This is a genomic window from Microbulbifer sp. ABF4_148, assembly GCF_056158985.1.
On the sequence record NZ_JBSWUI010000001.1, the window covers coordinates 2,241,437 to 2,262,915 of the forward strand.

At 56.7% G+C, this 21,479-nt stretch carries 22 protein-coding genes; 13 read left to right on the top strand and 9 right to left on the bottom strand.

The window, feature by feature from the left end; all coding sequences use genetic code 11:
- The first annotated feature begins 148 nt into the window (after positions 1 to 148).
- Entirely contained in the window at positions 149 to 1,102 is a 954-nt protein-coding gene (locus ACXAD0_RS09690; protein ID WP_475088191.1) for an aldo/keto reductase, read from the top strand.
- 240 nt (positions 1,103 to 1,342) lie between these two features.
- On the opposite strand, the gene ACXAD0_RS09695 is transcribed toward ACXAD0_RS09690, so the two are convergent.
- A complete protein-coding gene (locus ACXAD0_RS09695) occupies positions 1,343 to 2,599 on the bottom strand; it encodes an outer membrane protein transport protein (RefSeq protein WP_475088192.1) in 1,257 nt (418 codons plus the stop codon).
- Between the two features lie 465 nt (positions 2,600 to 3,064).
- Between ACXAD0_RS09695 and ACXAD0_RS09700 the strand changes: the two genes are divergently transcribed.
- The 11 genes from ACXAD0_RS09700 to ACXAD0_RS09750 all read left to right on the top strand — a co-directional run bounded on the left by ACXAD0_RS09700 (position 3,065) and on the right by ACXAD0_RS09750 (position 13,542).
- Positions 3,065 to 3,490 (top strand): DUF120 domain-containing protein, encoded by a 426-nt coding sequence (locus ACXAD0_RS09700; protein ID WP_475088193.1) that lies wholly within the window; start codon positions 3,065 to 3,067, stop codon positions 3,488 to 3,490.
- An 85-nt stretch (positions 3,491 to 3,575) separates the two neighbouring features.
- On the top strand, positions 3,576 to 4,133 hold the full coding sequence (gene idi / locus ACXAD0_RS09705) for an isopentenyl-diphosphate Delta-isomerase (RefSeq protein WP_475088194.1): 558 nt from the start codon (positions 3,576 to 3,578) through the stop codon (positions 4,131 to 4,133).
- A 395-nt stretch (positions 4,134 to 4,528) separates the two neighbouring features.
- Positions 4,529 to 5,659: an LLM class flavin-dependent oxidoreductase gene (locus ACXAD0_RS09710; protein ID WP_475088195.1), complete on the top strand. Its 1,131-nt coding sequence runs from the start codon at positions 4,529 to 4,531 to the stop codon at positions 5,657 to 5,659.
- Positions 5,660 to 5,724: 65 nt separating this feature from the next.
- On the top strand, positions 5,725 to 7,245 hold the full coding sequence (locus tag ACXAD0_RS09715) for a UbiD family decarboxylase (protein ID WP_475088196.1): 1,521 nt from the start codon (positions 5,725 to 5,727) through the stop codon (positions 7,243 to 7,245).
- 589 nt (positions 7,246 to 7,834) lie between these two features.
- Positions 7,835 to 8,602: a hypothetical protein gene (locus ACXAD0_RS09720; RefSeq protein ID WP_475088197.1), complete on the top strand. Its 768-nt coding sequence runs from the start codon at positions 7,835 to 7,837 to the stop codon at positions 8,600 to 8,602.
- A 29-nt stretch (positions 8,603 to 8,631) separates the two neighbouring features.
- The gene (locus ACXAD0_RS09725) at positions 8,632 to 8,994 is read left to right on the top strand and encodes a VOC family protein (protein ID WP_475088198.1); all 363 of its coding nucleotides are present in this window, start codon (positions 8,632 to 8,634) and stop codon (positions 8,992 to 8,994) included.
- Positions 8,995 to 9,433: 439 nt separating this feature from the next.
- On the top strand, positions 9,434 to 10,060 hold the full coding sequence (locus ACXAD0_RS09730; RefSeq protein ID WP_475088199.1) for a UbiX family flavin prenyltransferase: 627 nt from the start codon (positions 9,434 to 9,436) through the stop codon (positions 10,058 to 10,060).
- 247 nt (positions 10,061 to 10,307) lie between these two features.
- On the top strand, positions 10,308 to 11,747 hold the full coding sequence (locus ACXAD0_RS09735; protein ID WP_475088200.1) for a UbiD family decarboxylase: 1,440 nt from the start codon (positions 10,308 to 10,310) through the stop codon (positions 11,745 to 11,747).
- A 12-nt stretch (positions 11,748 to 11,759) separates the two neighbouring features.
- Positions 11,760 to 11,999 carry a non-oxidative hydroxyarylic acid decarboxylases subunit D gene (locus ACXAD0_RS09740; RefSeq protein WP_475088201.1) on the top strand — a complete coding sequence of 80 codons (240 nt, stop codon included), beginning with the start codon at positions 11,760 to 11,762 and terminating at the stop codon, positions 11,997 to 11,999.
- 19 nt (positions 12,000 to 12,018) lie between these two features.
- The gene (locus ACXAD0_RS09745) at positions 12,019 to 12,417 is read left to right on the top strand and encodes an SRPBCC family protein (protein ID WP_475088202.1); all 399 of its coding nucleotides are present in this window, start codon (positions 12,019 to 12,021) and stop codon (positions 12,415 to 12,417) included.
- Positions 12,418 to 12,792: 375 nt separating this feature from the next.
- Entirely contained in the window at positions 12,793 to 13,542 is a 750-nt protein-coding gene (locus ACXAD0_RS09750; protein ID WP_475088203.1) for a hypothetical protein, read from the top strand.
- A 520-nt stretch (positions 13,543 to 14,062) separates the two neighbouring features.
- On the opposite strand, the gene ACXAD0_RS09755 is transcribed toward ACXAD0_RS09750, so the two are convergent.
- The 8 genes from ACXAD0_RS09755 to ACXAD0_RS09790 all read right to left on the bottom strand — a co-directional run bounded on the left by ACXAD0_RS09755 (position 14,063) and on the right by ACXAD0_RS09790 (position 20,322).
- Positions 14,063 to 15,100, bottom strand: a complete 1,038-nt coding sequence (locus tag ACXAD0_RS09755) for an OmpA family protein (protein WP_475088204.1) — start codon at positions 15,098 to 15,100, stop codon at positions 14,063 to 14,065.
- 208 nt (positions 15,101 to 15,308) lie between these two features.
- On the bottom strand, positions 15,309 to 16,076 hold the full coding sequence (rlmB, locus tag ACXAD0_RS09760) for a 23S rRNA (guanosine(2251)-2'-O)-methyltransferase RlmB (RefSeq protein ID WP_475088205.1): 768 nt from the start codon (positions 16,074 to 16,076) through the stop codon (positions 15,309 to 15,311).
- A 25-nt stretch (positions 16,077 to 16,101) separates the two neighbouring features.
- Complete coding sequence (locus ACXAD0_RS09765) at positions 16,102 to 16,980, bottom strand: Rossmann-like and DUF2520 domain-containing protein (RefSeq protein ID WP_475088206.1); 879 nt, start codon at positions 16,978 to 16,980, stop codon at positions 16,102 to 16,104.
- The gene (locus tag ACXAD0_RS09770) at positions 16,980 to 17,738 is read right to left on the bottom strand and encodes a pyridoxine 5'-phosphate synthase (protein ID WP_475088207.1); all 759 of its coding nucleotides are present in this window, start codon (positions 17,736 to 17,738) and stop codon (positions 16,980 to 16,982) included. The genes ACXAD0_RS09765 and ACXAD0_RS09770 overlap by 1 nt, the downstream gene beginning before the upstream one ends.
- The gene (locus tag ACXAD0_RS09775; protein ID WP_475088208.1) at positions 17,735 to 18,373 is read right to left on the bottom strand and encodes a peptidylprolyl isomerase; all 639 of its coding nucleotides are present in this window, start codon (positions 18,371 to 18,373) and stop codon (positions 17,735 to 17,737) included. Before ACXAD0_RS09775 ends, ACXAD0_RS09770 begins: the two co-directional genes overlap by 4 nt.
- Positions 18,374 to 18,481: 108 nt before the next feature.
- On the bottom strand, positions 18,482 to 19,165 hold the full coding sequence (locus ACXAD0_RS09780) for a TIGR04211 family SH3 domain-containing protein (RefSeq protein WP_475088209.1): 684 nt from the start codon (positions 19,163 to 19,165) through the stop codon (positions 18,482 to 18,484).
- 84 nt (positions 19,166 to 19,249) lie between these two features.
- Entirely contained in the window at positions 19,250 to 19,549 is a 300-nt protein-coding gene (locus ACXAD0_RS09785) for a YciI family protein (RefSeq protein WP_475088210.1), read from the bottom strand.
- Positions 19,550 to 19,587: 38 nt separating this feature from the next.
- Positions 19,588 to 20,322 (bottom strand): VC0807 family protein, encoded by a 735-nt coding sequence (locus ACXAD0_RS09790; protein WP_475088211.1) that lies wholly within the window; start codon positions 20,320 to 20,322, stop codon positions 19,588 to 19,590.
- Between the two features lie 205 nt (positions 20,323 to 20,527).
- Between ACXAD0_RS09790 and ACXAD0_RS09795 the strand changes: the two genes are divergently transcribed.
- Entirely contained in the window at positions 20,528 to 21,433 is a 906-nt protein-coding gene (locus tag ACXAD0_RS09795; RefSeq protein WP_475088212.1) for a PHP domain-containing protein, read from the top strand.
- The last annotated feature ends 46 nt before the right edge of the window (positions 21,434 to 21,479 follow it).

Sequence of the window (21,479 nt, forward strand, 5' to 3'; positions counted from 1 at the left end):
CACCAGGCCACATGTGAATATTCGCGTAGAAAACTGCCGTTCCAAAACCTTCCTGCGATTGCCTAACTAAACTTCCCCTAATCTATTCGTCCTGCTGGTCACCTGGCCGTACGGAACGGATGTACACACTCAAACTGGGAAGACTGTTATGGCGGTAAATCGCGAGATCGGGCAAACGGGATTACGGGTACCGGCACTGGGCTTTGGCAGTACTGGCCTCGGCAGTATGCCGGATCTCTATGGGTATGAAGTCAATGAGGATCGCGCGTTGGGCACGATCCGCGCCATCCTCGAACGCCCCGACGGATTTATCGATACGGCCCGCAACTATGCCGTGGGTCGCAGCGAAGAACGCATTGGCAAGGTGGTCCGCGAACTCGGTGGCTGGCCCGAGGGCAGGGTACTGTCGACCAAGCTCGATATGGATTTGCAAAGCCGCAAGTTCGACGGCAACCAGGCACGCAAGTCCTTTGAGAAGAGCCTGGAGGCGCTGTGTGTCGAGCGCGTGGATATTCTGCATATCCACGATATTGAATATGCGGCCGATCTCAAGGAAGTCACCCGGGAGGGCGGCGCGCTCGATGTCCTGTTCAAAATCAAGGAAGAGGGGCTGGCCACTGCCGTCGGGCTCGCGGCGGGCAATATTGATGTGATGATGCCGGTGCTAATGGAAAGAGACTTCGATGTGTTACTGAGCCACAACCGACATACGTTGGTAAACAATAATGCAGCGCCGATGATCGAGCTGGCCAAATCGAGAGGCATTGCGGTACTCAACGCGGCGCCTTTTGGCGGTGGCATACTCTCGAAAGGCAGTGCGGTGCAGTCGCATTATGCCTATCGGGAGGCGAACAAGCCGACGCTGGCACTGGTGCACGCCATTGAAAAAATGTGTGCTGAGCACGACGTACCGGTGGGCGCTCTGGCCTTGCAAAGTTCGATGCGGGATTCTGATATCTCCGCCACTGTCTGTGGCGTGACTTGGCCCGAACGGGTTAGGCAGGCGCATGAGTGGGCAGACTGGCCAATTCCGCCGGCCGTCTGGGAGGCGCTTGCCAAGCTCAAGCCTTTGCAGACCAATCCTGAAGCAGCAGCGGGCTAACCTCGCACACCACGATGGAACTGCTGGCAAGAGCGTTTCGGCAAGAGAGCGTGGGAAGCGAGTTTCTGGAAGCGCGACGCTGAGACTTTGACTTAAATGCAAAGTCGTCTATTCGCTAAAGAACACCATCAATAGAACAGCCACACCGGATCCACCGAGTGGCCGTTCTGCCTCGGCGAAGCAGGGCGACAAGAGCAGCGCGATCTGCGCTACTCCTGTTGGACCTTGCGATCGTGCCGCTTAGAAGCGGTAGCTCGCCTGCAGGCCTGCCAGCCAAACGCTGCCGTTCATTTCCGCTTCCAGGGTGGAGACGATAAAGCTGTTGCCCGCCGGCAGAATCACTTCTTCGCTGATGGTCGCATCTTCCGCAAAGATGTAGGTGAAACCACCGTCCACGGTCAGCTGCGGGGAAACCTGTACGGCCGCGCCAAAGCTGGTCCAGATACGATCGGTTTCCGGAATGGTCGGGGTGCGGTACTCATCGCTCACCGCGGAAGTATCGTACGCCAGACCCGCACGCAGCGTCACAGTGTCGCTGTACTGGTAGCTGGTACCCGCAGCCAGGCGATAGTTATCTTCCCAGTTTTCTTCTTTGATCAGGTCTGGCTGCGCGAAGCCTTCAATGTCCGCTTCCAGCTTTTCGAAGGAGCTCCAGTCGGTCCAGTTGGCGCTGAAGTGCAGTACCCATTCGGCATTCAGCTGGTGGTTGCTGGCAATCTCCAGAGAGGCTGGCAAGGTCAGGTCCATTTTGCCACCGAGGGTCTGACCGCCATAGGCCAGACCAGACGCTTCGCCGTCCAGAGTAAAGTCAACGGCGGAGCGGTAGGCGATGGCAACGCGGCTGGCCGGAGTAACCTGCCAGGTAGCACCGGCTTGCCAGCCAAAGGCTTCGTCTTCACCTTCCATGTATTTCAGGTCGGTACCGCCCATTGAAGGAGGCAGCGCGGCGCCAAAGTGGCCTTCACCCAATACGTAGCGAATACCGGCACCGACGGCCACGTCGTCGTTCAGCTGGTACGCAACATTCGGGTTGATTTCTACGGACAGGATTTTGCCCTGGTTGCCGAAGTGTGTTGCGAGGTAATCGCCTTCCAGCTCAGATTCCATGCCGTAGTTGGTGGCGACTGCCAGGCCGAGGCTCCACTCATCATTCAGGGAGTGCGACAGGTAAAAGTTGGGAATGACGGCGTCGTGCGCGATGTCTTCCGCGGTGGTGGAAACTGCTGGTCCACCAAAAGTTACGTCACCTTCTACCTCGATGTTGGGGTCAACATAGATAGAGCCCGCAGAAATCTGCGTGCCTTTCAGCTGCGACAGCGCTGCCGGGTTACGGAACTGCGCACCGGCGTTGTCAGCCAGTGCGGCTTCGCCCGCGTAAGCGCGGCCAAGGCCGGTTACGGAGTATTCAGCCAGCTGGAAGCCGGCAGCCATAGCCTGGGAGCCGGTCGTCAGGGCGATGACAGCGGAGAGGGACAGAACTTTATGATTGTTACGCATACTTCTCTTCTACAGTGATAAAAAAGGCGCCGCATCATACCCAGCGATAAAAATGAGTGAACTGCCGGATCGCGTATTTTTTCTTGGCAATTTCGGTCACCGGAATGGAAATGAGAGATTTTGTCAGTGCATTTGGCGGGTGGGTCGATGATCCGCCCTCCGCTGCCAACAGCCGGGCATAAAGGAGCAAGAGGTTGCGGGTTTGAGGGAAAAATCCATGACCGTTTTAAACCAGTTAGCGGATGGGTCGACCTTGAGGGCACCGCGGGAATGGCAACAACCGAATGCTTTCACTATTGGCGATCACAGCCACTCAATTAGGGCTCAGGCCGACGTCACCCGTGCATTCCCGTCACTTGCACACAGGACGTCGGATGCTACTTTGAAGTGACCGCGTCAATACACGCACGGTATCCCGTGCAATCCAAACAACCAATTTCTGCCCGACTCGGTGAGGGAAATGATATGCGGCAACTGCCCACGGCACTGGTCGGCCGCGTCACCACCGGTCAGGGCAAGGCCCGTCGTTTCACTCAGCTGCCCTGGGTAGTGCAGGCTTGTCAGAGCCAGCTCGGATTTGCGCCTTACCCGGGCACTCTGAATCTGCAACTCTCCAATGAAACAGATCCGGAGCGTTGGCAGGAGATACGACATTCACACGGTTTGCCGCTGAACAACCCGGCTACCCCGCCCGACCGTATCGAGGCGCGCTGCTTCCCCGTCAGGCTCGATGTGCCGCTGACCTGCGCGATCGTGGTGCCGCACGTCCCGGACTATCCGGCGAGCCAGGTGGAGTTGATTGCACCCGCTAACTTGCGTGCAGTTCTGTCGGTTGATGATGGAGACATCCTGCACTGTGTGCTGGTCTGGAAGGGAAGTGGCTCACGGTGAGCTCCCCATGGCGGGGTGCCCCGTGACAGAGACACGATGAAAAAACGGAACCCTCTACACGCCGATACAGAGTGAAACGCCCGCTATGGACAAAATTGTCTCCTTTGATCATGAAGCATTGATTCTGGTGGATTCGCAGGGGCGCGAACTCGGGTCGCTTGCCAAGGATGCCTGTCACGATGGCGATGGGGTATTGCACCGCGCCCTGTCCGTGTTTGTATTTAACCCCAGGGGAGAAGTGCTGCTGCAGCAGCGCAGTGCCTCCAAACGGTTGTGGCCGGGCTACTGGTCTAATAGCTGTTGCAGCCATCCGCGCTGGGGGGAAAGTATCGGGGCGGCCGCCCGCCGTAGGGTGCAGGAAGAGCTGGGCCTGCAGGTCGACCTGACCTTCCGCTTTGAGTTCGAATACCGTGCACAGTATCTCGACGTGGGTACAGAGCATGAACTCTGCGGAGTGTTTACCGGCGTGACCTCGCAGGAGCCGCAGGTAAACTCCAATGAAGTTGCCGACTGGCGCTGGGTTGCCCCGACAGAGCTCACCCGGGCACTGAGCGAGCAACCGGAATATTACACGCCATGGTTCATTCAGGAGTGGGCCACCTTGATGCAGTCCCATCCCATCGTTTTCCAGGCCCAGGGATAGCGGTGCATTTCGCGCATTCAATATCAGTCCTTCTGTTTGCTGTCCGTCGATCCAAGACACCCGCACAAAAGGGATTTTGCTGACGGCCGGCGCCCTATATTTCAACATACTCTCCGCGCCAGCGTCCTTGCCCCATAGGTATTTCCAGCTAGTTTTTTAGTACCTTCGTACTAATTTTGGATTGTGGTTCATTAACGACGTTTTGCGGCGTAGACAGACCTTGAGTGGCAGGCAACTTTCCCTGGGCTTGATCCTATTCGATCCGTCAGCGGGCGGATGGCAGGTGTTCCATCCGGAAAATCACATCCGAACGGTCCGTTGTGTGAGGCAGGTGTTCCGCTTGCCAGTGCGCAGCGAAAAATTCCGGCAATCTGAGTAGGAAATCGATTTACACAATGTCCATTGAACTTGGCAGTTTGTTAATGCCGTCACTGGCACCTGAAGTCTCAATCGCACAAGGACAAACCGCGGCACTGCAGGAAATTGCACTGCTCGACACCCTGGGCTTTTCGGAAGCCTGGATTGGCGAACACTTTACCGCCCCCTGGGAGCCGTGTCCGGCGCCGGACTTGCTGATTGCGCAGGCATTGCCGATGACGCAACAGATCAAACTGGGGCCTCTGGGTCACCTGCTGCCCTATCACCATCCGGTTGAGCTCGCCCATCGGGCAGCGTATCTGGACCACATGGCGCAGGGCAGGTATCAGTTGGGTGTGGGCATCAGCGCGTTGCCGTCCGACCGGGAATTATTTGCCATTGATCCTTCCCCCGGTGTTAATCGGGATATGACCTTTGAAAGTCTGGAGATCATGACGCGGCTCTGGCGCGATGGCGATCATGCATTTGCCGGCGACTATTGGTCCTGCGGCCAGGTGGAAACCAAGTTGGCCGGGCTCGGCTATCACCTCCGTCCCTTTACCGAGCCACACCCGCGCATAGCAATTGCCGGGCTGACACCCGGTTCCCGCAATCACAAGCTCGCCGGCGAGAAAGGTTATATCCCCGTCAGTTTAAGCGTCAGCCCTGACCACGACATTACTGCGGCCCACTGGACTGCAGTGGAGGAAGGTGCGGCAACCGTTCAGCGTGTGCCCAACCGTGCCGACTGGCGGATTGTACGCGATGTCTATGTGGCCCCCACGGACGAAGAAGCCCGCTCCCTGGCCATTAACGGGATGATGGGGCGCTGCTGGCGGGAATTCCTGTTGCCGGTTTATCTCGGGCTTGGGCTCGGCCCCTTCCTGAAGATTGATCCGGACATGGATGAATCACAGATTGATCTCGACTATGTGGCGGACAACCTGTGGTTCGTCGGCTCGCCGGAAACCGTCGCGCAGAAAATTCTGGATATGCACAGTGCCACAGGCGGCTTCGGCAAGCTGGTGATTTTGTCGTACCACGCAGAAAACGAGCAATCCAATTGGGAGCGCAGCCTACGTCTTCTGGCAGATGACGTCCTGCCACGCTGCAACGCCGCAATTGACGCACAGGCATCGTCGCCGTTGTCCTGCGCAGACAGTCTTTAATCCACTCCGTAATCTGAACCAAGCGCCCATCGGGGCCGCTCGCATAGGCAAACAGGAAATTCATCATGGCATATAGCGTTGACCGATCAGCAATTCCCCGTACATATCGTGACTACATCGCAAAGCTCAAGGAGATGGGTGAGGCGGTAGAGATCGATGACGAGGTCGATACGAATCTGGAAATGGGAGCGATCTGCCGTCACTCCTATGAGTCTCGGGCTCAGGTTCCGGTGTTCAACAAAATCAAGGACACGCCGGATGGATTCCGCGCTTGTGACATTGGCTATACCAAATCCGGCACCCCGGGCAAAGAATGGTGTCGTCTGGCGGTAATGTTGGGGCTGCCTCCCGAGGCGAAGCTGATGGACATCCAGAAGGCCTATCTCGAAGCGCGGGAGGGCACCGATGTCCATGACCCTGTGATTGTCGATGCCGCCGATGCCCCTTGTAAGGAAAACAAATGGACAGGCGATGAAGTCGACCTCTACAAAATTCCCGCACCCCTGGCCCATGATGGCGATGCTGCCCGTTACATAGGAACGGCCGGCGTGAACATTGTTCGCACGCCAGATGAAAGCTGGACAAGTTGGTCGATCAACCGCGCGATGATCGTCAACAAAAATACCATGACCGGTCTCTGGTTGCCTTCGCAGCATAATGGCATGGTACATGATGCCTGGGCCCGAGATGGCAAGGACACCCCCTGGGCCATGGCATTTGGGGTGCCGCCAGTAGCCCTGTCACAGGCGTCCTCGAAAGCCCCGGATTACACTAACGAATATGACTACGCGAGTCGGTTGCTCGGCGAGGGCATCCGCATGGTCAAATGCGAGACCCACGATTTACTGGTACCGGCGGATGCCGAACTGGTGCTCGAAGGTTTCGTGTCCAAAGATCAGGTCGAAAGCGAAGGCCCGTTTGGTGAGTATCAGGGCTATCTGCCCTTTGATTCGGCGAATCGCGCACGGATGACCGTGACCTGTGTGACCTATCGCAATAACCCGCTTTACCCAATCTCCGTTCCCGGTAAACCGATCGATTCGTGCACTGTGGGAATGGGCTTCTTTATGTCCGGTGATGTGGCCGTGGCATTGAAAAAAGAAGGACTTCCGGTGATCGACGCGATGCTCACCATGGAGTCCGCGCTGGCGTGGCTGGTGGTGCGGGTCAGCAATGACTGGCACGAGAAAACCGGCATGGGTATGGAGGAGTTTGTCCGCAAGATTGCCACCACGCTCTGGTCCCAGCATTGTGGCAATGTCACCACGAAACTGATCGTGGTGAACGAGGACATTGACCCTGACAATGTCAGTGATTTGAGTTGGGCCTTTGCAACCCGGAATCACCCCACCAAAGGCACCTATGGATTTCCGGAAATCACCAATGTTGTTGGGACCGGACTCGAGGCCTATCACTGCCAGAGTGACTTTATCCATGGCAGTGGTCTGACGGCCTATAGCTGTTTGCCTGCGGAGTCCAAAACCGGCCAGCCACTGGAGCGGATCCTGACCTTCGAAGATAACTATCCCGACAATATCAAAAAGAAAGTGCTGGATAACTGGAGCAAATGGGGTTTTGGCGGCTAGCGAAGTCTGTCGAAAAGCCAGCGTCACTTGCGCAAGCGAGTGACGCGCAGATTGCTTGGGTAGCTGTTCGCTAACTGAGTGTATGGGGTAGAAAAACCGGAACTCTCAAAACCTCTCCAGGGAGTAGGGCTGCAGATGGTTTTGGTATGGGTTTTGATAAAGAAGGTTTTCAATGAGATCACTTAGAGTGCACATGTCGCTACTGGCGATTGGCTTGCTATCTTTGCAGTTTTCGTCATCTTGCGTGTTGGCAGAACCGGACGTCGATTCAGCGCTGGCGCCGAAATTACGGGTTGTCGATTCTCGACCGTCAGCAGATACCGGCGGACATCTGGGAAAATTTACCAACTGGGGCGCCAATGAGTCCGACGTTTCAGGCAGCCCATTCACTTCGCGGTTTCAGGGTGAATCCCCTTCATTGGCTTCACACGGAAATGCACCGCATGCCAGTATGGCCGTATCCCATCAATCGGGAAATCGCACTCCAGATCAGGTGCTTTATGAGCCGCACCCAGGGGCTTCAGCATCCAGTTCAAATCGACGGGTTCAGAGTCGTCCACCACAGGGGGGCGACAAGGATATCGCCGCGATGGCGACCAACCCGACTGCGCCACTGATTCAGTTTGCGCTGCAGAATGTGCACGCCTGGGACGTGCATGATGCGGACGGCAGTTTCAATCAGTTTATTATTCAGCCGGTTATCCCCGTCCACCTTGGCGATGACAAGTTTTTCCAGAATATGCTGATTCGCCCCACCATACCGATTAACACCTTACCGCGTACCCCGGAGTTTCCCGGTGCGGAGACGCGAATGACTGACACCACGCTGATTATCAATCCGGTACGCCATTGGGATGTGAATAAAGAGCTGGGGTTTACCGCGGGTCCCATTCTTTCTGTGCTGATACCGACCGGAGAGAACGACCGCACGAGCTCGGATAAATGGAGTGCCGGCCCCGGTGGCGTCATCGTCGGTGCCAAGAACAATCTCTTTACCCATGGCGACTCCATTCAGTTTGGTGCCTATGGCTATCAGGTCTGGTCATTCGCGGGGAGCGATTCGCGCCCGGACGTCGATCAGTTCTATTTGGGCCCGATTCTGACCTACCAGTTTAAGAAGCTGTTTAACCAGAAAGGCTGGTATGTGCGGTTCACCGACCAGCTATGGAGCTGGGATTGGAATCAACCAAGCAAAGAGCGCAAAAGCTGGCCTGTAGGTATTTACATGGGGCGGGTCTTCTCTGTTGGAGGCAAGTATCTCAATGTATTCGGCGGGGCGGACTACTATGCGCAGGACCGCGGCAATGACCAGGTCTGGGATATCAAGATCAACGCAACCTTGCTATTCCCCGAGTAACCCCGGCTATTCCTTTAAGGTGTATTGAATTGAGTTTTATTGCGCTAGCCACTAATCAGTTTGAAGTGGTCTCCCACTTCTATGAAGAGATGCTGGGTCTGCCTGTAGTAGACGGGTGGGACCGCGAGCGCGGGCGCGGGCGACGCTATGACCTGGGTGGGATGAAGCTCGAGATCCTCGATAACCAGCGGGTGCCTGAGCCGATGCTCCTCGGGGATTCGACCAATAAGGTGCATGTGGTGGTCGAGGTGGATGATGTCGACGTATCTCATACACAACTCATTGCGCGCGGCAATCTGCCTTCAGCGATTGAAGACACTTCCTGGGGCGCGAGATTGTTTCGGCTGTGCGATCCGGACGGCACTGCGGTGACATTCCTGCAATGGACGTAATATTTTCTGCGCGAGAATACCCAGTAAGTTAGGGACGCAAGCCGCATTCACTGATTAAGCGCAGGATTTTCTGTTTTGGATGCATGTTGGTCACCCTTATTGTTGCTTGAGATCTATGTTGTTGTATTGGCAGCAGTTGCTGACTAGCCACTACGGTCGATCAAATGCTGAATTTTCTGCCTGGCTGGGGACTAAGAGTTTATAGCCTTTGCGAAAGCCCGTTCTCTCTAAATGTATAAGGTTTCCAATTGATTTCGTCAGGCTGATAGTGCACTTGAAAACATCAGTGATCATCATTTTGCTGACACGATGATTCAAAGTCACGACGTCAAAAGGCCGGCGGACATTGCACTGCTATAGTTAGGCTCCATGACTGAAAGCTTGAAGTCAAAGAATTTTCTGCCGTGCCAGTGAAAGACCAGTAAGGAGAATAACCAGAATGAAGATGAAGCGATTGATTGTAGGCATTTCTGGCGCGAGTGGTGTCATCTATGGCATACGCCTTCTTGAGATGCTCAAGGAAATCCCGACGGTCGAGACGCACCTCATCCTGAGTAAATATGCCCGTCTCAATATCGAGATCGAGACAGACTATGCAGTGAAGTATGTCGAGAGCCTCGCGGATGAGATTCATAGTCACGGCAATCAGGCGGCGAATATCTCCAGTGGTTCATTCAAAACCGAGGGGATGATCGTCGCGCCTTGCTCGATGAAAACCCTTTCGGCGATTGCCAACTCCTCGGCAGAAAGCCTGATGTCACGGGCGGCCGACGTGGTACTGAAAGAGCGTCGTCGACTGGTGCTAATGCCCCGCGAAGTCCCATTGCATACCGGGCACTGCAAGCTTTTGTACGAAGCCTCACTACTGGGCGCCGTGATTGCGCCACCCATGCCTGCCTTTTATAACCGTCCAACGTCCATCGATGATTTGATCAATCATAACGTGGGGCGGGTACTGGACCTGTTTGATCTGGATCCACCGAATATGAAACGGTGGCAGGGAACCGGTTCCTCTTCAGCACCCTCCTCGGATACGCCCGAATCCTCTATGGCCACCAGCGAGTAGTTGGCGGCATATCGCTCCAATTTTCTTCGGATTATGACAAGTGGTGAATGTCGACTGAGTTTCCATGAGTAACTCATTGATATTCACTTTTGTCTGAATTGTTCTATTGGGTTTTTTTGGAACAGGCGTACGAATCAGCACGAATTGTTATGTCGCAACTATAGTTGGGGCCGGGTGCTCAGTGGCGGAATGTGGTGCGTACTGACTTTTTCCATAATTGAACGGTTAACCAGAGACGAGCATAACAATGGCTTTTAAAGACTTAAGGACCTTTATCGATGCGCTTGAGAAAGATGGCCAGCTCATCCGCATGAAAGATGAGGTGAATCCGGAGCCGGACATTTCAGCAGCATTGAGTGCCAACAATAAAGGCATCGGTGAGAAGGCTCCTGCGATTATCTTTGAAAATATCAAGGGATTTACCAGTGACACACAAATTGTATCGAATGTGCATGGTTCCTGGCCCAATCTCGCACTGGCGATGGGTATGCCAAAAGATACATCGGTCAAAGATCTGACGACAGAATTCAATAATCGCTACCAAAATTTTTCCAAAGGGAAGATCGAAGAAAAAGAGAACCCTCTATGGCAGGACGTCGTGGTGGAAGGCGACGATATCAACCTGTTTGAACTGATGCCGCTTTTTCGCCTGAACCCTGGTGATGGCGGAATGTACATCAACAAGGCGTCGATTGTTTCCCGCCATCCGGATCATATGGACGACTTTGATCAGCAGAACGTCGGCATGTACCGCTTGCAGGTCAAGGGCCCCAACAAGCTGAGTATGCAGATTGTGCCGGACCATGATGTGGCGGTGCACCTGAAGGCAGCGGAAGAGAAGAATCAGCCCTTGCCAATTGCAATTACCGTTGGCAATGAGCCAATGATCCCTCTGGTCGCGAGTATGCCGCTGCTGTACGACCAGGATGAGTACAACATGTGCAGCGCGTTGGCGGGCGAGCCCTATCCGGTGGTGACGCTGGATAACAAGCTACAGGTTCCCTGGGGCTCGGAATACATGATTGAGGCCAATATTCTCCCTCGAGTGAGGGAGCCTGACGGTCCCTATGGTGAATTTACCGGCCACCTCTCTGGTATTCGCAATATGTGTAGTGTCGAGGTGACGAAGGTTTCACACCGGAAGAACCCCCTGTATGAGTACTGCGCTATCGGTATGCCCTGGACCGAGATTGATTATATGTTTATCAATACCGGTGCGGCGCTATATGTGCAGCTCAAGGAAAAATTCCCGGAAATCAATGCCGTTAATGCGCTCTACACCCATGGCCTGGTGGTGATTGTATCGACGGATATGCGCGTGGGTGGGTTTGCCAAAACCGTGGGGATGTCGGTTTTGCAGACGCCGCACGGTACCGGCTATGCAAAGGTGGTGATTATTGTCGACTCCGATGTGGACCCCTTTAATCTACCGCAAGTGATGTGGGCGCTATCGACCAAATTTAACCCCAAGTTCGATGCGGTCATCATTCCCGGTTGCTCCATTCTGGCATTGGATCCTGGATCTGACCCGGTGGGCATGTCGCACAAAATTATTCTGGATGCGGCCACACCGGTACCACCAGATGATCATGGCGACTACTCCATGCAGATTAAGAATCCTCCAGAAGCCAAAGACTGGTTGCCGAAGATCCAGGCACTTATCCAAGATTTAGCCAAGAGCCAATAAGGAGAACGCCAGATGGCCAACGATTTTTCCGTCTGTCCTCGCTGTGACTCAAAAACCACAGAGGTGCAATTCAAGTCTCCCGTAGAAGGCGTATGGGTACTTTATCGTTGTACGACCTGTCTTTTTGCCTGGCGCAGCACCGAACCAGAGAATATGACAGATCCAAAACTCTATGATTCGACTTTTAAAGTGAATCCTGCGGACCTGGGCGATTGCCCTGTTATGCCCGCTATTCCGCCGCTAAAACAGTAAGCACGCAGGGAGAAAACCTATGGGCGTTACGCTTCGCCATTCAGTCAAGATTGATGCTGCACCAGACAAGGTGTTCCATGCGTTGACCGATACCAATGACATTGCTACCTGGCATATGGGATCGGTCGAAGGAAAGGTTGCACCAGGGGACGTCCTCTTTCTCGACTCCAAACCGGGATTGCGCTTTGGTTGGAAAACCAAAGAGCTGGTGCCCAATCAAAAACTTGAGCAGGAATGTGTGGAGGGGCCGGGCTCTTCTGTCGGTAAAACCCTGTCCTTTACGCTCACGCCAGACGGCAATGGAACCATTGTTGATCTGACCGATGGCGAGTGGAAAGAGGGAGATCCGAGCCTGCCGTACTGCAATACCCATTGGGGTGGGGTATTGCACCGTTTGAAGTCACATTTGGACGGATAAATTCCGGGAATTCGAATGCTCGTTCTTGCGCGGTCATGGTCATGGTGATGGTCGGATCGCATAGGAGCGAGCATTCGCTGCCAACACACGGTCTTCGACTTATTCTTCTTTGGCTCAGCATTTCTGTCATGAGTCTTCGACATCGGTAAAGCCGCAGATGGGTATTGCCATAAGGCTTACGGGCCCGGTTGCGCTGACCGTTGCCAAAATCGCTTTGGGAAACTTCTCTCACTAGACGGCGTTTTCCCCGGATATCCGCCATCAGGATTGCTTTGCTGCCACCGCCGATCTTTCCCACCCATTGGTAGACCGCTGCCATCTACGCTTTAAACAGGCGACTTCGGTCACATACCAACCAACTGTCTGAGTAGGACTATGAGAATTGAGCGCCAATGTCTGGCTTTTGTTTTGGGAACCCTGCTGATGTGCACTGCGGTGGCGGAATCCGAATCTGAATGGCGTTACGACCTGACGATCTATGCGAATGTGCCCACCCTCGAGGTAGAAACCCAGGAGGGGATGAAAACCAAGATCAGTCGTGGCGATGTGATCGATGACCTGGATTTTGTCTTCCAGACCCGCGCGCGTGCACTAAAAGGCAAGTGGTCGCTCACCACCGATCTCTATTATTTCGATATTTCCAACTCGGACACTGTGGTGCTGGAGCCCGGCGTGGTGCGCGACCGAGTCAGTTTGCAGGGTTTTATTGGCACCCCGAGTATTGGATATCGGATCCATGGCTCCGAAGAGCATATGTCCACGCACACGGATCTGTATCTGGGTGCCCGCTACCTCTGGATTGACAACGATACCAAGACAACCGCTGAAGGCCCGCCGCCGGAGACGAGCACTACGTCGATCTCCTTCCGCAACTGGGATGCGGTTGTCGGGGTTCGCGGGCGCTATTTTTTGAGCGATCGCTTGTACATCCCATACTTCGCCGACATCGGAACCGGGGAATCCAACTCACTGGGGCAAGTGGCCCTTGGGATGGCCTATCGATTTCGGTGTTTCAGCCTCGATGGCGGATGGCGTTACATTCGTTACAACCTGGGCACCAGCGGCGGGCCAGTGAAGATGATCGATGCCAGCGGTCCGTTTGTGGGTGTCACACTGTTCTTCTAGGCAATGGTGGTCGCCAGTCGGCTGGGTCCGCGTCGCGGGGCAGATCGCGGACCCGATTTTCTGCCGGAGCCTACAGGGCAGCCCTTCAGGGCAGTTGGCGCAGAAACAATTGACTTAGCGCTATATCTAACATGCGTCGGACTGTCGTTCCTGTCATTGCAATCCCTCTGTGTCCGTAAGGCCTTTGTCACATCCGTCGGATTGGATCCGACAGGCTTTCCACAGCGAAAAAAATAAACTTTTCTCTTGCAATTTAGCGGGATTTGTTCGTGCCACGCTTTTGAGAGTCCTTGTAACCTATTGTTTTTAATGGATTTATTCCGTTGATTAAAATTTCTTCACAATAAGGTTGCAACCGAAACATGGGGCTTGGCGGCCGATTCCCATTAGTTGTGCACAAAGATATCCACAGAATCTGTGGAAGGAGTAGACCCTGGGGCGGTTTTTGTCCAACAAAAACCTGGGGGGCGTTTTGAGAGGGGCCCGCGCGTGGCAGGCCCCACAGGGTGGGGCGTTGTAATCAACGGAAACGCATTTCTACCCGGCGGTTCATTGCGCGTCCGGAGTCTGTGTCATTGGGTGCGACGGGTTGGGACTCGCCATAGCCGTTGGCGCTGAGCCGGTCGGCAGGGATACCGTTCTGAATCAGGAATGCGCGTACTGCATCGGCGCGCTTTTGCGACAGCCGACGATTGTAGTCGTCATTCCCGCGGCTATCGGTATGACCCGCAATTTCGACCATGGCGTTGGGCTGGCTGCTGAGGGCGCGCACGGCGCCGAGCAGGTCGTTGCGTGCAGCAGGCGTCAGTCGATCCGAATTGAACTCGAAGCGTACCGCGTCCAGCCGGATGGTTTCGTTGGCCTCCACACAACCCTCACGATTCACCCGCGCGCCCGGAAGGGTGTCCGGGCAGCGGTCGTCCTCATCGTAAACACCGTCACCATCGGAATCCTGCGGTGGCGCTTCGACCGGCATGGGGGCCGCGGCGGGTGGTGGGGCCATGGCGACGGTGGTGGACTCGCAGCACAATGGAATGCTAAAGCCCAGACCCAACTGCCAGTCGTTCATCCCATCACCAAAGTCATCGTAGACGTAGCGCACTTCCGCGCGAAACTTGACACCTTCGACGGACAGTGGGCGGGAGATCACGCCAGCCGCGACGTTGACGAAGGCGTTGGTGTCACTGGCGAGATAACCCTGGGCGTCATCGTAGACCGCGCCCAGTCCGCCGAGCAGATAGGGTGTATAGCCTGTGCGGTCTGCGAAGTTGTAGACGATGTCGAAACCGGTACCGGCACTGCGGGCGGTTCTGCCATCTCCGGGCAGGTCGCTGCTCAGAAATGTGCTGAAAGCCTGTACTTCTCCGGACCAATTGCCGGTCAAGCCCCAGTTATAACTGGCCCGGAATCCGCCCGCCTGCCGGTCCTGCTTACGGGAGCCGTCGACGCGGGTGAAGTAGGGCATGACATCCAGGCGCGCATCTTCGGGTAGCGCGGCGAGGGTGGGAGTAGACGCGAGCAGGCCTGCCGTGAGCAGGGCGGGGCAAATGATTCGCATGGAGCCTTCCTTGTGCCGGAGATTGACCTCCCGAAGATCCAGGGGAGGGGACATTTTTCTGGTTGTAGTACCGTTCTCTAGAGTTATTTAGTCGAAACCCGGCGGGTTTTCAGCGCCGAATTGGCGCAGAACAGCAGAAAGTCGTGCAAAGGCACGGTTCTGGCAGGCGGTCTGGTGAGAAAGGCTCAGGATTGGCTGGTTGGCCGAACTACAGCTGTCGTCGAAAGCAAATCAGTGCGGCGGTCACGGCGACGTTCAGGCTCTCTACTGCATTCTGCATGGGGATGCGCACGCGGTGGTTGCACTGCGCCGCGCTCGCGTCACTGACGCCACTGGTTTCATTGCCCAGAACGAAGATGGTGGGTGTGTCCCCCTGAATGGAAGACAGCGTGTCGTCGGCATGTGATGACAGGCCACAGACCCGGACACCGGCATCGCGAAACCGCTTCAAGGCAGTTGGCAGAGTTTCGCAGCGCAAAATAGGCGTGCGGAAGAGTGTGCCGGTGCTGGCTTTGATCACCAGCGGATCGATCTGCGCACAGCCCTTGCGCGGCAGAATGATGCCATCAATCCCGCTTGCACAGGCAGAGCGAATGATCATGCCCAAATTTTGGGGGTTGGTGATTCCGTCCAGTGCGAGAAGCTCATAATGGCCCGGCGCTTCCTGCAGAAATTGCTCTGTGGTGTTGTAGAGCGGCGGTGCCAGATCGAGCGCCACGCCCTGATCCTGGCGCGCATTTTTTGAAATGCGCGAGAGTGATTTCCGATCGTGGAACGCAATTTCGATCCCACGCTGTTGCGCCAGCGCCTCAATGCGATTGATGACTTGGTCGCGGCGATTGCTGTCCGCCAGGTGCAGCTTGTGCGCTGGCAGGCGGCTATCTTCCAGTGCTTCCAGCACGGGCTTGCGGCCGTAAATGGTCAGCAGTCGATCAAAGAAAGCGCGCTTTTGCAGGTATTCGGGGGAGTCGTTCAAGGCTGTGCTCGGGGCTGTAATTTACTCAATGCTCAGTTTCGTTGAGCAACTGAAGCAGGGGCTCCGCCAATGTCGCGGGCAGGTCGGAGCGGCGGGCCAAGTCTACGCCCGCGAGCGCCAGTTGGCGATAGGCATTTGCCATCGGTTGCGGCATGGCTTGCAGGGCGTCCAGGTGAGCGCGCACCGTAGCCAGGTCCCCGCGGGCAACCGGGCCTGTCAGCGCGTTTTCCGGCCCCAGTGCAAGATTGTTGTCCAGCGTCTGCTGCAGGATCGGGGCGAGGATTTGCAGGGCATCGCCCTTTTCGATGCCCGCTCGCTGATAGCATTGCAGGCTGAGGTCGAGCAACACCGTCAGGTAGTTGCAGGCAAATACCGAGGCCGCATGGTACAGCGGCTTTTCTTCGCCATTGATGCCAATGGGCTTTGCGCCGATCGCTTCAAACACATCGCGCAGTAACCCGCAGGCTGCGCGATCGCCTTCGATGGCCACGCTGGTGGTGGTGAACGTCTCCAGGGAACGGGACGGATCGGCGAAACTGTGTATCGGATGGGCACTGGCGATCTGCGCCGGTCGGCAGGGTTCGAGCACCGCGGCATTGAGGGATCCGCTGCAGTGGAATACCACCGTTGAGGAAACCAGTTGCTGGCACTGCGCCAGTCGATGCGCGGTATTGCCGATTTCTTCGTCGGCGGTGGCGATCAGCCAGCAGTCCGCTGCCGGCATCGCGGCCAGATCGTTGGTGGACTGAGGCGGGGAATTTTCCGCGATAAAACGCGCGGCTTCGGCGGCGCTGGGCTCGGAGCGGTTACAGACGGCAAGAACTCTGAAAACCCCGTGATCCTGCCACAATCTCGCCAGTGTGCGGCCGAGTCGGCCGCCACCGACGACATTCAGGGTGCGCATCAGTTGCCGGCCAGGCAGCGCAGGTAAGCGGCCACGGCATCAGAGAGTCCCATGGCGATCGCGTCCACGGTCAGTGCGTGGCCAATGGAAACTTCCTGCAGTCCCGGCAAGGTGCGGTAGCGCGGCAGGTTGATCAGGTTGAGGTCGTGACCGGCGTTTACCCCAAGCCCCAGTTGCCGCGCGTGCTCTGCGGCCGCGCAGTGGGTATTGAAAATACGATCGATGTCAGCGCTCTGCGTTGCGACCGCCTCTGCATAGGGGCCGGTATACAGCTCGATGCGGTCCGCCCCGACTTCTTTGGCCAGGGAGATCTGTTCCAGATCGGGGTCCATAAACAGGCTCACCCGAATGTTGGCGGCCTTGATTCGCTCGATCATCGGTATCAGGCGATCGCCATCCTTACGCAGATCAAATCCGTGGTCGGAGGTGAGCTGGTCGTTGCTGTCCGGCACCAGGGTGCACTGGTCCGGTTGGGTTTCCAGCACCAGGGGCAGCAGGCCCGGATAGTCGGCCATCGGCTCGGCAAATGGATTGCCCTCCACATTGAACTCGACGCCGCTGATGGGCTTGCAGAGTGCCGCCAGTTCACGCACGTCCCCCGGGCGAATGTGGCGTTGATCGGGGCGCGGATGCACAGTAATGCCCTGTGCACCGGCATCGAGGCAAATGCGACCGTGGGTGACCACGTTCGGGAAGTTGCCCTCGCGGGAGTTGCGAATCAGTGCGATTTTGTTGAGGTTGACGCTGAGGTCGATCAACGTTTGTTCTCCTGGATGGTTTTGGACTTGGCGCCGCCAGTTGCGCTGCTTTTGGCTGTGCCACTCGCTGCATTACTGTCGAGCCGGCGCGCTTTCAGGATGCGAACGGGCGTATTGGGCGCATCGGGAAAGGTGCGGTAGATGCCGCGGGGTTCTTCCGCGAGCTTGTCGAGCACTTCCATGCCTTCAACGACCTTGCCAAACACGGTATAGCCGGGGCTGTCTTCTGCCGCGTCCAGATGGGTGTTGTGCTTGTAGTTAATAAAAAACTGGGACGTGGCGCTATCCGGGTCTGCCTTGCGGGCCATCGCGAGGGTACCGCGCTCATTCCTGAGCCCATTGGTGGATTCATTCGCGACGGGATCAGCGGTGTCCTTGAGTTGAAAGTCGAACGTATGGCCACCGGTCTGGGCCATAAAGTCGGGTATGACGCGGTGGAAGATCACCCCATCGTAAAAGCCACTGTCGACGTAAGAGAGAAAATTACCGACCGTCGCAGGCGCTTGTTTCGGGTACAGCTCGATCAGAACGGTACCCAGGTCGGTTTTCAGTTCGACCTGCGGATTGGCCGCCGCCGCAAGGCTGGTGGCGGTGAGCAGGCAGGCGGCGACTATGCCGCGCAACAGGTTTCTCATGGCATCTCTCCTTGTTATCCGACCCGTGCGGGGCCGCTATTGAATTCGTGCCTTTCCCTGGCCCCCAGGGCGTCGCCGGGGGGGCGACGCCTGGACTGATGCCGGATGTCAGTTCGCCCACTCAGAGCGACGGCGGCGGGGACGCAATACCGGGATAATCAGGGTGAGGATAGCACCGAGGCCAACAGACAGCGCCCCATACAGCCACCATTTGTGCGCATCATTGTTGGTCAGCAGCTCGATTTCAGCGGCGGCCATGCTGTGTTTCTGCTTGAGCAGCTCGTGCTGGTGCAGCAGCTTCTGATGGCGCTCATTCAGGCTCACCGCATCCTGTGAAAGAGTTTTGAGGTCGCGCAGCTCTTTGGTGAGCTGGTCTGCGCGCTGCTGCTGGGTGGAGAGGTTTTCGCGCAGCTCGAGATTCTCGGTCTCCAGGCGGCGGACTTCGCCACCGAGATTGCCTTCCATTTGTTCGAAGCGAGCCAGGTTGGCTTCCGCACGTTCCAGGCGAATGGAAGCGACCGGATCAGCCACCAGGTACTGGCGACGTATCCAGCCCTCTTCGCCACCGGGGGTGCGCACCCGCGCCCATCCGTCGGAGGGGTCATCCTCCAGCAGGGCCAGTTTGGTACCGCTGGGCAGCCCGCGATGCAGGATACGGAATTCATTGCCTTTGCCAGAGCGCATGGGGACATGCAGTCGGTCAGTAATGTAGCGGGTGTCGTCCTGGGCAAACGCCGTGTTGCCGAGGCTGATCAGGGTTGCGGCAACCAGGCCGGAAATCATCTTTTTCATTTTGGTACAGCTGTATTCGCGTAATCGGTCTTTAGTCAGTAGTGCTCAAATACGGGGCTCTCCCTTCCCCGCAAACTGCCCGGATCAGGGCAGCACCAGTTTGTAGGGTTTCACAGTTACCGAGGCGTAGACACCGGCATCCACATAGGGATCGACATCGGCCCAGGCCTGTGCGTCTTCCAGAGAGGGAAACTCGGCAATAACGAGGCTGCCACTGAAGCCAGCTTCGCCCGGGTCGTCACTGTCGATGGCCGGGTGAGGACCTGCGGCCAGCAGGCGCCCCTCGTCCTTCAGTCGCTGCAGGCGCTCCAGGTGTTGTGGGCGGGCGCCTTTGCGCAGGGGCAGGCTGTCTTTCACATCTTCACTGATGATGGCATACCACATGGTCGAGTCTTCGTCTCCGGATAATTGGTTAGAGTTCGTTATTGTTGTACCAGCACGTCTTCGATTTTCAGGCCCGTGAGCTTGCCAATGCGCCGGAACAGGAAGAACAGTACCAGCATCAGGATGATCGTTGCCGGGAGGGCGATCACAGGAAAGCTCAAAGCTGTCATTTTTCCGAGCTCTTCATTGAAGGCTTCGGTCCCTGGAGGACTCTGCAGCAGCACTTTCGCCAGGATGTAGTTGAGTGTCGAGGACAGGAAGAAGGAGCCCGCGATCATCCACGAGGCTTGCTGGAGCGTGCGCTCAAACGCGCTGGCATTGCCGTTTTCCTGCAGCGCGGTAGCGACCTTGGCAGTATTCAGAATGCGGTCATTGTAGAGCAGCGTGCGCACCAGCGGCCATGGGGTATACAGTGACGCCACGGTCGCCAGGCCCAGTATTCCGGGGATGGCCGCTTCCTTGATGGCAATGTACTCGGCGTCCAGTTCCAGCAGGCTGATGCCGCCCGTGAGCAGGATACTGATGGTGCCCAGTGCAGAGAAAAAATTGATTTTGCCGGATTGCATCAGGTCCCTGGCACCGTAGGCCAGGGGGAAGGCCAGTGCGACAACAATGGCCCATTTGGTGCCAAGCCACGCATCACCGGACATCTTGGTCAGGATCAGGGTCGGGATGACGATGTTGATCAGCAGATTACCCAGCAGGCTTTCTTTGCGCGGCTGTGCCTGCGCGCCTGCGGTGGTCTGCGTGTCTGTCGGATTGGTATCAGTCATGCTCGGTTCCGGGGTTAACTCATCGCGGCCGCTCGCCAGTCCGGGCGGTCAGGGGTATTTCCCCTGGAGCCGTGTTTCAATGCGCACTGGGTTCTGCCAGAAAGCATCAATCCAGTTAAAATAGGACACCCGCGGGCACCGCTTGTTCCGTGACCGAGGGTATCTGCCAAGTTCTATCGCCGCTGGCGAAACCGGAGAGTCATTTTTGCAACAGCTTCCTCACAGTGCGCTTGCCGACAAAATCGACCTGCACTGCCACAGCACGGCGTCGGACGGTATTTTAAGTCCTCGAGAGCTGGTGTCGAGGGCGAAATCCCAGGGGGTTTCGCTGCTGGCGTTGACCGACCACGATGTGATCGCGGGTTTTGCCGAGGCCCGGTCGGCGGGGCAGGAGTGCGGGGTGCACGTGTTGCCGGGCATTGAGTTTTCCTCACTGTGGGGCCGGCGCCAGGTGCATATTGTCGGCTTGAATGTCGATCCCGACTCGGCGCCTCTGCGAGCAGCGATCGATGAACGGCAGCATTTGCGCGTCGCGCGCGCCAGCGCCATCGCCGATCGCCTGGAAAAACGTGGCTTCACCGGGGCACTTGAAGGGGCGAAAGCCTACTGCAGTGGTCCGGTGCTGGGGCGTCCGCATTTTGCCCGCTGGATGGTGGATGCCGGCCATGTCGAGTCCATGGAAATCGCGTTTCGTCGCTACCTCGGCGCCGGTAAGGCCGGGGATGTGCGCACCGAGTGGCCGGATATCGAGGCTACGGTTGCAACGATTCAGGCCGCCGGTGGCGCCGCAGTGCTGGCCCATCCGCTCAAGTACGGACTCACCCGCACGCAGTTGTCGCGTTTACTGGTGTCGTTTGCCGTGGCCGGGGGACATGCGCTGGAACTCCTCTGCGGGCGCCAGAATCCCCAGCAGATACAGGAGTTGCGCCGTCTGCGCGATCAGGTCGCCCCTCAGCTGATCTGGTCCCTCGGCAGTGATTTCCACCAACCCGGGCAGCCGTGGCGCGAACTTGGCAGTGTTCACCTGCCTGTGGACGTCGAGCCGATTTGGAATCTGTGGCAAACTACCCGCCCCGCAGGGGACAACGCAGCACCGGCTATGGATCATTAGTCACGTTCGGTTGCTGCAGCAAGGTAGTGGATTCAGGGGGAAGAGC